Annotated in this window: 10 protein-coding genes; 9 read left to right on the top strand and 1 reads right to left on the bottom strand. The window is 64.1% G+C overall.

Features of this window, described 5'->3' with window-relative positions:
• The first annotated feature begins 101 nt into the window (after positions 1-101).
• The gene (locus tag AC07OD_RS08280; protein ID WP_218340426.1) at positions 102-551 is read left to right on the top strand and encodes an OsmC family protein; all 450 of its coding nucleotides are present in this window, start codon (positions 102-104) and stop codon (positions 549-551) included.
• 70 nt (positions 552-621) lie between these two features.
• On the opposite strand, the gene coq7 is transcribed toward AC07OD_RS08280, so the two are convergent.
• The gene (coq7, locus tag AC07OD_RS08275; protein WP_218340425.1) at positions 622-1239 is read right to left on the bottom strand and encodes a 2-polyprenyl-3-methyl-6-methoxy-1,4-benzoquinone monooxygenase; all 618 of its coding nucleotides are present in this window, start codon (positions 1237-1239) and stop codon (positions 622-624) included.
• Between the two features lie 316 nt (positions 1240-1555).
• Here coq7 and AC07OD_RS08270 point away from each other — a divergent pair, with 316 nt between their 5' ends.
• The 8 genes from AC07OD_RS08270 (at position 1556) to AC07OD_RS08235 (ending at position 11871) form a co-directional block, all read left to right on the top strand.
• A complete protein-coding gene (locus AC07OD_RS08270; protein WP_218293319.1) occupies positions 1556-2614 on the top strand; it encodes a porin in 1059 nt (352 codons plus the stop codon).
• Positions 2615-3023: 409 nt separating this feature from the next.
• A complete protein-coding gene (locus tag AC07OD_RS08265) occupies positions 3024-4604 on the top strand; it encodes an ABC transporter substrate-binding protein (RefSeq protein WP_218293320.1) in 1581 nt (526 codons plus the stop codon).
• Positions 4605-4745: 141 nt separating this feature from the next.
• Positions 4746-5726 (top strand): ABC transporter permease, encoded by a 981-nt coding sequence (locus AC07OD_RS08260; RefSeq protein ID WP_218293321.1) that lies wholly within the window; start codon positions 4746-4748, stop codon positions 5724-5726.
• 148 nt (positions 5727-5874) lie between these two features.
• Entirely contained in the window at positions 5875-7092 is a 1218-nt protein-coding gene (locus AC07OD_RS08255) for a M20 aminoacylase family protein (protein ID WP_218293322.1), read from the top strand.
• 85 nt (positions 7093-7177) lie between these two features.
• Positions 7178-8761 (top strand): ABC transporter substrate-binding protein, encoded by a 1584-nt coding sequence (locus AC07OD_RS08250; protein ID WP_218293323.1) that lies wholly within the window; start codon positions 7178-7180, stop codon positions 8759-8761.
• Between the two features lie 133 nt (positions 8762-8894).
• The gene (locus AC07OD_RS08245) at positions 8895-9806 is read left to right on the top strand and encodes an ABC transporter permease (RefSeq protein WP_494596081.1); all 912 of its coding nucleotides are present in this window, start codon (positions 8895-8897) and stop codon (positions 9804-9806) included.
• A 26-nt stretch (positions 9807-9832) separates the two neighbouring features.
• Entirely contained in the window at positions 9833-10822 is a 990-nt protein-coding gene (locus AC07OD_RS08240; protein WP_494596080.1) for an ABC transporter ATP-binding protein, read from the top strand.
• Positions 10819-11871 (top strand): ABC transporter ATP-binding protein, encoded by a 1053-nt coding sequence (locus tag AC07OD_RS08235; protein WP_218293326.1) that lies wholly within the window; start codon positions 10819-10821, stop codon positions 11869-11871. The genes AC07OD_RS08240 and AC07OD_RS08235 overlap by 4 nt, the downstream gene beginning before the upstream one ends.
• The last annotated feature ends 302 nt before the right edge of the window (positions 11872-12173 follow it).

Here is a 12173-nt window from a genome sequence, read left to right as displayed (position 1 = left end):
TTAGCGCGAGTCTTGTTGCGATGCAGCAAAATTCGCATCAAATTCTTTTCGTTTCGGTTTTCCGTGCGAAAAAAACCACGTGTCACACAGGAGAAACACAAATGGAATGCACAGTCAGTTGGACAGGAGGGGCAGGAACACGCTCCGGCATGGGCTTTGTGGCCGAAACCGGCAGCGGCCATGTCCTGGCCATGGATGGCGCCCCTGATGCCGCCAACCCCGCCAATGGCGGGCAGAACCTGGCGCCCCGGCCCATGGAGACAGTGCTGGCAGGAACGGGTGGCTGCACCGCCTATGACGTGGTCCTGATCCTCAAGCGGGGCCGCCACGACGTGCGCGGCTGCAGCGTCAAGCTCACCACCGAGCGGGCCCAGACCGACCCCAAGGTGTTCACCAGGATCCACATGCATTTCACCGTGACGGGCAAGGGGATTCCCGCCGCGGCGGTGGAGCGCGCCATTGCCATGAGCCACGACAAATACTGCTCGGCCAGCATCATGCTCGGCAAGACCGCCGAGATCACCACCGGCTTCGAGGTGATCGAGGCCTGACGGCCGCCCCGAACCGCGGCGGGCGCCCGGGCAGCACGCACTTTCCCGGTGCAGGGCTCCGGGGGAACGGTCAGATGTAGTGCGCCGTGGTGGTCATCACCTTGGCGGCCGCCCTCATCGCGGCGCGGGCGGGTGCCGGCAGCTGCAGCGCGCCGGAGGCCCGCGCCTGCGCCGCGTGGCGCTCCTCGTCGTCCTTCATCCGGGCCACCACGGCCCGTGAGGCCCGGTCCTGCTCGGGAAGCCGCGCAAGGTGGCCCTGCAAATGCGCCGCCACCTGGTTTTCCGTCTCCGCCACGAACCCCAGGCTGGCCCGGTCGCTCACCTTGGCCGCTACCAGGCCCAGCGCGAAGGCGCCCGCGAACCACAGCGGATTGAGCAGGCTGGGGCGTGCTCCCAGGGCCTCCAGGCGCCCGCGCGTCCAGGCCAGATGGTCTGTTTCTTCCCGGGCGGCCTCCAGCAAGTGCACGCGCAACCCTGCATCGCGTGTGACTGCGGCCTGCGCCGTGTAGAGGGCTTGCGCACAGACTTCACCCACGTGATTGACCCGCATCAATGCCCCCGCCAGCTTCTTCTGGGCGGGGTCGAGGTCGGCTTCCGCGATGCCCAGAGCGGGCGTGGGCTCGCAGGCCCGGGGGGGCGCGAAAAGCGTGCGCAGGGCGTTGTCAGCGGCGGTCAGCAAGGGGTCCATGGCAGCTTTCAGGATGGCAAGGGGCAGGAAACACAATTTTCACTTGGATACAAATATTCGGCAGGTGCCGACGGGGGCCGCAAGGGTGCCGAAACCGATTTTGCTGGCGCTCCGTGAAATGTTGCAACACTGCAACGATTTTCCCCTTTCGGGTCGATTGTGGGTGAATTCCTTTGCGAAACCCGGCCGGGTCTGGTGCAATAAGAGCAACTTCCCCACCAGGAGGTTGGCCCGGGGAACCGGCGGGACTGTGCAGGTGCTTTCACCATAGACCCCCCGTACCGGCGCCCTATGTTTAACCTTGGAGTAACTCGCAATGAAAAAATCCCTGATTGCCCTGGCTGTGCTGGCTGCTTCCGGCGCTGCAATGGCTCAATCGTCCGTGACCCTGTTCGGCGTGGTTGATGCAACCTACGCTTACGGTTCCGGCAGCGTCGCTAACAAGTCCCAACTGACGAACTCCGGCTACAACAGCAGCCGTCTGGGTTTCCGCGGCGTTGAAGATCTGGGTGGCGGCATGTCCGCTTCGTTCTGGCTGGAAGCTGGTCTGAACAACGACAACGGCCAAGGCGCTGCTACCAACGCTACCAACCAAGGCGCTGCTGCTGCCCTGGGCAACGGCCAACAAGGTCTGACGTTCAACCGTCGTTCGACGGTCAGCCTGAACGGCGGCTTCGGTGAAGTGCGTCTGGGCCGTGACTACACGCCCCAATTCTGGAACCTGACCGTGTTCGATCCGTTCGGCACGAACGGTGTTGGCACGACCCAAACCCTGAACTCCAGCCTGGGTGGCCCAACCACCATCCGCGCTTCGAACGCCATCGGCTACTTCCTGCCTGGCAACCTGGGCGGCTTCTACGGCCAAGCACAGTACTACATGGGTGAAAACCTGAGCAACGCTGCCAACAAGAAGGACGGCAACGGCCTGGCTCTGCGTGCTGGTTACGCCAACGGCCCCATCAACGTGGCTCTGGCTTTCTCTGACACCAAGTTCCTGAGCGGCAACATCAAGGCTGTGAACGTGGGCGGTCAATACGATCTGGGCGTGGCCAAGATCATGGCTCACTACAACCAAGACGACATCAAGAACGGCAACGAAGGCAAGGGCTTCCTGATCGGCGGTCTGGTGCCAGTCGGCGCAGGCGAAATCCGTCTGTCTTACTCCACCTACAAGATCGAAACCCCCGGTGCTGATCCCCGCGCCAACAAGCTGGCTCTGGGCTACGTGCACAACCTGTCCAAGCGCACGGCCCTGTACGCAACGTACGCTCACGTGAGCAACAAGAACGGCTCCGCTCAGTCCCTGAACGGTTCCGTGACTGCTGCTGGCGAAAACTCCAACGGCTACGACTTCGGTATCCGTCACAGCTTCTAATATCAAGACTGGCCTTTGGCCAGTTGACGATATCAAAGCTAAAAAGCCGCCTTCGGGCGGCTTTTTTTTTGACCGACCGACTGTTTGCCCGTAGTTTGATTGCGGGAGTTGAATTGTGGATTGCCCGAGTGAACAATCCAGTCTGCATGGTATGTAACTCCGGGTACATGCCTTCTGCCGCTGCAATGCCTGGCACCTTCCGGAGGGCCTTGTTGGCCCTGTCTCCGAGGTTTCTTTCCCTTCTTTGCCCCGGTGCAGATTCTTGGCACCATCCTTGCGTGCTGGAACGACGCAAAAGCAACGTAAATCCACCCTCAGAGGCCCTTCTCGGCGCTGGAGATTCAGGGATTTCCCGTTGGCTATAGAGCAACCTTTACTGCATAGTAAAACTTTTAATCAAGAGGGTTCCATGAAACTCAAATACAGTCTTTTGTCGGTAGCTGCCATGGCTGCACTGCTTGCAGCGCCAGCGCTGCATGCCAAGCCCTTCAAATGGGCGAGCCAGGGGGAGATTGCGACCTGGGATATCCATTCCCAAAACAATGCACTGCAAAACGGCATTCATGCCAATGTGTATGAGAGCCTGGTCTACTACAACAGCAAGACATTTGACGTGGAGCCCGTCCTGGCGACCTCCTGGAAAGAGGTCAGCCCCACACAGGTGCGCTTCACGCTGCGCCAGGGAGTGAAGTTCCATGATGGGTCGGCGTTCACCGCCGATGACGCCGTGTACTCGCTGCAGCGCGCGATGGCGAAGACGTCGAACTTCACGCCCTACATCCAGGGCATCAGCAAGGTCAACAAGGTCGACGCGCAAACCATCGACGTCATCCTGACGGCCCCCAATCCCGTGCTGCTGCGCCAGATGACCGAACTGCGCATGATGAGCAAGGCCTGGGCGGAAAAGAACAAGTCCGTGGAGCCCAAGGACATCAAGGGCAGCGATGAGAACTTTGCCCACCGCAATGCCATGGGCACCGGCCCCTACACGCTGGAGTCGTGGCAGCCCGATGTGAAGATGGTCTTCAAGCGCAACCCCAACTGGTGGGGCAAGATGGACGGCAACGTCACGGAAATCGTCTACACCCCGATCAAGTCCGCCGCCACGCGCATCGCTGCGCTGCTGTCGGGCGAAGTGGACATGGTGCTGGACCCCACGCCCCAGGATCTGGGTCGCCTGCGCGCCAGCCCCGACCTGAAGGTGATCGACGGTGTGGAGAACCGCACCATCTTCCTGGGCATGGACCAGTTCCGCGATGAGCTGCCAGGCTCCAACATCAAGGGCAAGAACCCGCTCAAGGACGTGCGCGTGCGCAAGGCCCTGTACCAGGCCATCGATGCCGACACGATTTCGCGCAACATCATGCGCGGCCTGGGTAAGCCTACGGGCACCATCGTGGCGCCCCAGGTGGCCGGATACACCGAAGCCGTGGGCAAGCGTTTCCCCTACAGTGTCGAAGCGTCCAAGAAGCTGCTGGCCGAAGCGGGTTATCCCGATGGCTTCGAAGTGGATTTCGCCTGCCCGAACAACCGCTACATCAACGACGAGGCCATCTGCCAGGCCGTGACGGCCATGTGGTCGCGTGTGGGCGTGAAGGCCAAGCTGCGCACGCTGCCGCTGGTGAACTATTTCCCCATGATCCAGCGCTACGAAGCCAGCATCTACATGCTGGGCTGGGGCGTGCCGACGTTCGATGCGTTGTACAGCCTGCAGTCGCTGGTACGCACCGTGGGCCAGGGGGGTGACGGCAACTACAACGTGGGCCGCTACAGCAACCAGCGCATGGACTACCTGGTGGACCGGATCAAGGCCGAGACGGACGCTCCCGTGCGCGCGCGCATGCTGACGGAGGCGCTGCAGCTGTCCAATGACACCGTATCCCACCTTCCTCTGCATGACCAGGTGATACCCTGGGCCATGAAGAAGAACGTGGAGCTGGTCCACCGCGCCGACAACCGCGTGGACATGCGCACGGTCAAGGTGAACTGATCGATTGTCGATACGCTGAGAGCAAGGGCCTCGAGGCCCTTGCTCTCCTTGATTCAGTTTGACGACGACGTATTGCCAGTCAGTGCCCCTGCCATCAAAAGTGGCCGCGGTGCTTTTATCGAACACTCACTCGACTTCCCGATGCTTGCCTTTATATTGCGCCGCCTGATACAGGCTGTGATTGTCATGGTCACGGTGGCCTTCATCTCCTTCATGCTGTTCCAGTACGTGGGAGATCCCGTGGTGTTTCTGCTCGGACAGGATGCCACCCCTGAACAGATCCGGGAGCTGCGTGCCTCCCTCGGCCTGGACAAACCCTTCTTCGTGCAGTTCTGGCACTTTCTCGTGAATGCGGCGCAAGGCGAATTCGGCCTGAGCCTGCGCCAGGGTGCCAAGGTCTCGCGCCTCATTGCCGAGCGTTTCCCCGCCACGCTGGAGCTGGCGCTGGTCGCCGCGGTGCTGGCGCTGGTGATCGGCGTGCCCATGGGCGTGTATGCGGCGCTCAAGCGCGGCACCTTCACCAGCCAGATGTTCATGACGCTTTCGCTGCTCGGCGTGTCGCTGCCCACCTTCCTGATCGGCATCCTGCTGATCCTGGTGTTTGCGGTGACCCTGGGCTGGTTCCCGAGCTTTGGCCGCGGGGAAGTGGTGCAGCTGGGATGGTGGAGCACCGGCCTGCTCAAGGCCAAGGGCTGGCACCACATCACGCTACCCGCTATCACGCTGGCCATCTTCCAGCTCACGCTGATCATGCGGCTGGTGCGCGCGGAGATGCTGGAGGTGCTGCGCACGGACTACATCAAGTTCGCGCGGGCCCGGGGCCTGTCCAATCGCGCCATCCATTTTGGGCACGCGCTCAAGAACACGCTGGTGCCCGTGATGACCATCACCGGCCTGCAGCTGGGCGGCCTGATCGCGTTTGCGATCATCACCGAGACCGTGTTCCAGTGGCCCGGCATGGGCCTGCTGTTCATCCAGGCCGTGACCTTTGCGGACATTCCTGTGATGGCGGCGTACCTCTGCCTGATCGCGCTGATCTTCGTGGTGATCAACCTGGTGGTGGATCTGCTGTACTTCGCGGTGGACCCCCGTCTGCGCGTGGGCAAGGCAGGAGGCCATTGAATGAGCTCCCCCCTGAGTCGCTTCGCGCCATCCCCCCGGAGGGGGGGTGCTCCCAGCGCGGCGGGGCGGCCCTTGCGCGGCAGCACTGGCCTGGGCCGCGCCGGTTTTGCCGGCTGCTGGCGCTGCACGAGCTTTCCGGGCGTCTGACATGCAGTCGCTCCGATACAAAGCGGGTGGCCGGGCGTTTGCGCACATCGCGCAGTTCCATCCGGAGCTGACCGCCCTGCGCCGCGATCTGCACGCCCACCCCGAGCTGGGCTTTGAAGAAATCTATACAGGCAACCGCGTGAAAGAGGCGCTCAAGGTGTGCGGCGTGGATGAGATCCACGACGGCATCGGCCGCACGGGCATCGTTGCGGTGATCCGCGGCCGCAGCACCTCCAGCGGCTCCATGGTGGGCCTGCGTGCCGACATGGATGCACTGCCTTTGGCAGAGCACAACGACTTCTCCTGGAAGTCGTGCAAGCCCGGCCTCATGCACGGCTGTGGCCACGACGGCCACACCGCCATGCTGGTGGGCGCGGCGCGCTACCTGGCCGAGACCCGCAATTTCGACGGCACGGCCGTGCTCGTGTTCCAGCCAGGCGAGGAGGGCTTGGCGGGCGCCCGCGTGATGATGGAAGACGGCCTGTTCGACCGGTTCCCGGTGCAGTCCATCTATGCCATGCACAACTGGCCGGCCATGAAGCCCGGCACCGTGGGCATCAACCCGGGCCCCATGATGGCGGCGGCCGACCGCTTCACCATCGAGATCACGGGGCGCGGCGGCCACGGCGCGCATGCCTACCAGACGGTGGACGTGCTGGTGGTGGCCGCGCACATCATCACGGCGGCGCAGAGCATCGTGTCGCGCAACGTGCGCCCCATCGAAAGTGCCGTGGTCAGCATCTGCGCCGCGCAGGCAGGCGATCTGGGCGCCTTCAGCGTGCTGCCCGGCTCCGCCACCCTGGTGGGCACCGTGCGCACGTTCGACCCCGTGGTGCAGGAGATGGTGGAAAAGCGCCTCAAGGAACTGTGCAACGCGATTGCTCTGGGCTTTGGAGCCAATGCCACGGTGCACTACGAGCGCATCTACCCGGCCACGATCAACAGCGAGAGCGAGGCCGTCTTCGCGGGCGACGTGGCCGAATCCCTGCTGGGCGCGGACCACGTGGTGCGCGACCTGGAGCCCAGCATGGGCGCGGAGGACTTCGCCTTCATGCTCCAGACCCGCCCGGGCGCCTACCTGCGCATCGGCCAGGGTACCGGCGCCAGCGGCAGTGCGCTGCACAACAGCCGCTACGACTTCAACGACGACATCCTGCCGCTGGGCTCCGCATTGCATGCGAGCCTGATCGAGCAGTCCATGCCCCTGGCGGTGCCCTGAGGGCTGCGTCCCCTTCGCGCAACGCCAGCATCCAATCCCTGGATCCACCACCTTTCGCACCCCTTTTCACTACGAGGAGATTTCCATGAAATTCCAGAAAAAAGCCGCCCTTGCCGCACTGTTTGCCGCGATGGCCGCAACCAGCATGGTCGCCAATGCGCAGACCATCCGAATTGCCAACCAGGGCGATGCGCTCTCCATGGATCCGCACTCGCTCAACGAATCGCTCCAGCTGAGCGTGACCAGCAACGTGTACGAACCGCTGGTCGGCCGCAACAAGGACCTGAGCCTGGCGCCGGCGCTGGCCACGGCCTGGAAGCAAACCGCACCCACCGTGTGGCGATTCGAGCTGCGCAAGGGCGTGCAATTCCATGACGGCACCCCGTTCACCGCAGACGACGTGGTGTTCAGCTTTGGCCGCATGAAGGGCGAGGGCTCGGACATGAAGGCCACCAACAGCGACATCAAGCAGGTGCGCAAGATCGACGATCACACCGTCGAGATCGAAACCATGGCGCCGCAGCCCATCCTGCCCGACGTGATCACGACCTCCTACATCATGAGCAAGAAGTGGTGCGAGACCAACCAGGCCGTGATGCCCGTCGACCGCCGCAAGGGCATCGAGAACGCTGCCTCGTTCCGCGCCAACGGCACAGGCCCCTTCCGCCTGCGCGAGCGCCAGCCCAACGTGCGCTCGGTGTTCGTGCGCAACGGCTCCTACTGGGGCAAGATCGAGGGCAACGTGACCGAAGTGGTGTTCACGCCCATCGCCAACGATGCCACGCGCGTGGCGGCGCTGCTGTCGGGCGAAGTGGATGTGATGGAGCCCGTGCCGGTGCAGGACATCGACCGTGTCAACAACAGCCCCAACACGCGTGCGGTGACCGGCCCCGAGCTGCGCACCATCTTCCTGGGCATGGACCAGAAGCGCGACGAGCTGCTGTACTCCAACGTGAAGGGCAAGAACCCCTTCAAGGACAAGCGCGTCCGCCAGGCCTTCTACCAGGCCATCGACATCGACGGCATCAAGAAGACCGTGATGCGCGGCGCCTCCAACCCTTCCGCGCTGATGGTGGGCCCTGGCATCAACGGCTTCCAGCCCGAGACCAAGCGCCTGCCGTACGACGTCGAAGCCGCCAAGAAGCTGATGGTGGAAGCCGGCTACCCCAATGGCTTCGAAGTGTCCATGAACTGCCCGAACGACCGCTACGTGAACGACGGCCGCATCTGCCAGACCGTGGCCGCCAACCTCTCTCGCATCAACGTCAAGATCAACCTGCAGGCCGAGACCAAGGGTACCTACTTCCCCAAGGTGCTGCGCCGCGACACCAGCTTCTACATGCTGGGCTGGACGCCCACGACCTACGACGCGCACAACGCGCTCAACGCGCTCATGATCTGCCCGGACGACAAGGGCGGTGCCGGCCAGTTCAACCTGGGCGCCTATTGCAACCCCAAGCTCGATGAACTGACGAAGAAGGTGCTGGTCGAGACCGACAAGGCCAAGCGCGACGCGATGATCAAGGAAGCCTTCGACCTGCACAGCGCCGACATCGGCCACCTGCCGCTGCACCAGCAGGCGCTGGCCTGGGGCGTGAACAAGAACGTGAAGCTCGTGCAGATGGCCGACAACTTCATGTACTTCAAGTGGATGACCATCGGCAAGTAAGCGGTCAGAAGATTTCGTACCTAGATCGTCGCAAAAGAATCAAGAGAAACGACAACCGGTTCTTTTGAAAGTCCACACCACCGCGAGGCCGCTACCCGGGCCTGGCGGTGGTGCCTGTTTACTGGTTCCCACAATGAAAACTACCCTTGCCCGCTGGCTCGACAGCGATGTTGGCTACAGCTTCCGCACATCGCCGGTGGCCATGCTGGCCGCAGCGATCGCGCTGATCTGCGTGTTCTGTTCGGTGTTCGCCGGATGGGTCGCGCCCCACAACCCGTTTGACCTGGCCACGCTCGAACTCAGCGATGCGCGGCTGCCCCCGGCCTGGAGCGCCGAAGGCTCCATGAAATACCCGCTGGGCACCGATGACCAGGGCCGCGACATCCTTTCCGCGCTGATCTACGGCGCGCGCATCTCCCTCGTCGTGGGCATCGCGTCGGTGCTGCTCTCGGTGGTGGTGGGCGTGGCGTTTGGCCTGCTGGCGGGATTTCGCGGCGGCTGGATCGACGCGGTGCTCATGCGCCTGTGCGACGTGATGCTGTCGTTTCCGGCCATCCTGGTCGCCCTGCTGATTGCCGGTGTGGGCCGCGCGCTGTTTCCCAACGCGCACGAGTCGCTGGCCTTTGGCGTGCTCATCATCTCGATCTCGCTGACGGGCTGGGTGCAGTACGCACGCACCGTGCGCGGCTCCACGCTGGTGGAGCGCAACAAGGAGTACGTGCAGGCCGCGCGCGTGACGGGCGTCTCGTCGCTGCGCATCATGCGCAAGCACGTGCTGCCCAATGTGATGGGCCCGGTGCTCGTGCTGGCCACCATCCAGGTCGCCACCGCCATCATCACCGAGGCCACGCTGTCCTTCCTGGGCGTGGGCGCGCCGCCCACATCGCCGTCGCTGGGCACGCTGATCCGCATCGGCAACGATTACCTGTTCTCGGGCGAATGGTGGATCACCGTGTTCCCCGGTGCCATGCTGGTGCTGATTGCTCTTTCCGTGAATCTATTGGGCGACTGGTTGCGTGATGCCCTCAATCCGCGCCTGCGCTGAACAAGAACAAGAAAAGCGATATCCCCATGAGCCTTCTAGAAGTCAAAAACCTCGTTGTCGAATTCCCGGGCCGCCGCGGTACCCTGCGCGCCCTGGACGACATTTCCTTCTCCATTGCACCCGGCGAGATCCTGGGTGTGGTGGGTGAATCAGGCGCGGGCAAGTCGCTCACCGGCGCCGCCATCATCGGCCTGCTGGAGCCTCCGGGCCGCGTGGCATCCGGCCAGATCCTGCTGGAGGGCCAGCGCATCGACAACCTCAGCAACGAGGAAATGCGCCACATCCGCGGCCGCCGGATCGGCGCCATCTTCCAGGACCCGCTGACCTCGCTGAACCCGCTGTACACCGTGGGCCGCCAGCTCACCGAGACCATCCTGGCCCACCTGCCGGTCACGCCCGCCGAGGCCCGCCAGCGCGCCATCGCGCTGCTGCAGGACACCGGCATTCCGGCGGCGGCGGAGCGCATCGACCACTACCCGCACCAGTTCTCCGGCGGCATGCGCCAGCGCGTGGTGATCGCCCTGGCCCTGGCTGCCGAGCCCAAGCTCATCGTGGCCGACGAGCCCACCACGGCGCTCGACGTGTCCATCCAGGCGCAGATCATCACGCTGCTGAAAAACATCTGCAAATCGCGCGGTGCCGCCGTGATGCTGATCACCCATGACATGGGCGTGATCGCCGAGACCTGCGACCGCGTGGCCGTGCTGTATGCCGGCCGCGTGGCCGAGATCGGCCCCGTGCACGACGTCATCAACAAGCCATCGCACCCCTACACCAGCGGCCTGATGGCCTCCATCCCTGACATGGCGGTGGACCGCGAGCGCCTGAACCAGATCGACGGGGCCATGCCCCGCTTGAATGCCATCCCCAAGGGCTGTGCCTACAACCCGCGCTGCCCCAAGACCTTTGACCGCTGCATGACCGAACGTCCCGACCTGATGGATGCGGGCTCCACCCGCGCCGCCTGCTGGCTGCACGCCGGCGCCACGATGAAAAACGCCGAGGTGGCCGCATGAGCACTACGACCACCGCCACCACCGCCGCCGCAGGCAAGGCCCCCGTCGCCGCCCAAGGCCGGCCCCTCGTGCAGGCGCACGATCTGGCCAAGACTTTCGATGTCTCCGCCCCCTGGCTCAACCGCGTCATCGAGCGCAAGCCCCGCACGCTGCTGCATGCGGTCGACGGCGTGAGCTTCGAGATCGAACGGGGCAAGACACTCGCCCTGGTGGGCGAATCGGGCTGCGGCAAGAGCACGGTGGCCCGTTTGCTGGTGGGCCTGTACGAGCCGACACGCGGCGGCCTCACCTTCGACGGCCAGGACGCGCACGCCGCCTTCAAGGGCAACGATGCCCAGGCCATGCGCCGGCGCATCCAGATGATCTTCCAGGACCCCTATGCCAGCCTGAACCCGCGCTGGCTGGTCGAGGACATCATCGGTGAGCCGCTGCGCGAGCACGGCCTCATCACCGACAAGGTCGAGCTCAAGGCCCGCGTGGGCGAGCTGCTCAAGTCCGTGGGCCTGTCGCCGCTGGACATGGTCAAGTACCCGCACCAGTTCTCCGGCGGCCAGCGCCAGCGCATCTCCATCGCGCGCGCCCTGGCCACCGAGCCCGAGTTCCTGGTGTGCGACGAGCCCACCTCGGCGCTCGACGTGTCGGTGCAGGCGCAGGTGCTCAACATCATGAAGGACCTGCAGCGCGAGCGGCAGCTCACGTACCTGTTCATCAGCCACAACCTGGCCGTGGTGCGCCACGTGAGCGACCAGGTCGGCGTGATGTACCTGGGTCGCCTGGTGGAACTGGCCGACAAGCACACGCTGTTCGATACGCCACGCCACCCCTACACGCGCATGCTGCTCGATGCCATCCCCAAGATGCACGACACCGGCAAGGCGCGCACGCCGGTGCAGGGCGAGGTGCCCAACCCGCTGAACCCGCCCCCCGGCTGCGCCTTCAATCCGCGCTGCCCGCACGTGAACGACCGCTGCCGCGCCGAACGGCCCCAGCTGCTCAGCATTGGCGGCATCCGGATCGCCTGCCATGCGGTGGAAGAGGGGCGGATCTGAGAGATTGCTCCTGAATTTATAGCTGCTTGCGCTTGATGGGAAAGCGCTGAGGGCCTATCTGGCCGTCAAACTGGCTGGTGTGCGCCTTGCCGGGAGTACCTGGCTTGGCGCCATGGAACACCCCCGACGCCGGCTGCCGGGGCCTCGGCCCCGCAGCGACCTGTGGGCGGCACCCGCGGTCGCCCCGGCGGTGCGTACCAGGCGTCGGTGGCTGTGGGCTCCGCGCTTGCCAAATTGCGCTTGGTGGGTTAGCAAGTGGTTCGTATGATGTCTTATTACCAGATGTTGCAGAGCCGGATCGC

The sequence above is a fragment of the Acidovorax sp. GW821-FHT10E03 genome (genome assembly GCF_059415205.1).
This window is presented reverse-complemented; position numbering and strand designations above follow the sequence as displayed.

What these genes read in the sequence shown, in the direction of transcription:
- AC07OD_RS08280 (WP_218340426.1), top strand. Translation starts at nt 102, where the DNA reads ATGGAATGCACAGTCAGTTGGACAGGAGGGGCAGGAACACGCTCCGGC.
- coq7 (WP_218340425.1), bottom strand. Translation starts at nt 1,239, where the DNA reads ATGGACCCCTTGCTGACCGCCGCTGACAACGCCCTGCGCACGCTTTTC.
- AC07OD_RS08270 (WP_218293319.1), top strand. Translation starts at nt 1,556, where the DNA reads ATGAAAAAATCCCTGATTGCCCTGGCTGTGCTGGCTGCTTCCGGCGCT.
- AC07OD_RS08265 (WP_218293320.1), top strand. Translation starts at nt 3,024, where the DNA reads ATGAAACTCAAATACAGTCTTTTGTCGGTAGCTGCCATGGCTGCACTG.
- AC07OD_RS08260 (WP_218293321.1), top strand. Translation starts at nt 4,746, where the DNA reads ATGCTTGCCTTTATATTGCGCCGCCTGATACAGGCTGTGATTGTCATG.
- AC07OD_RS08255 (WP_218293322.1), top strand. Translation starts at nt 5,875, where the DNA reads ATGCAGTCGCTCCGATACAAAGCGGGTGGCCGGGCGTTTGCGCACATC.
- AC07OD_RS08250 (WP_218293323.1), top strand. Translation starts at nt 7,178, where the DNA reads ATGAAATTCCAGAAAAAAGCCGCCCTTGCCGCACTGTTTGCCGCGATG.
- AC07OD_RS08245 (WP_494596081.1), top strand. Translation starts at nt 8,895, where the DNA reads ATGAAAACTACCCTTGCCCGCTGGCTCGACAGCGATGTTGGCTACAGC.
- AC07OD_RS08240 (WP_494596080.1), top strand. Translation starts at nt 9,833, where the DNA reads ATGAGCCTTCTAGAAGTCAAAAACCTCGTTGTCGAATTCCCGGGCCGC.
- AC07OD_RS08235 (WP_218293326.1), top strand. Translation starts at nt 10,819, where the DNA reads ATGAGCACTACGACCACCGCCACCACCGCCGCCGCAGGCAAGGCCCCC.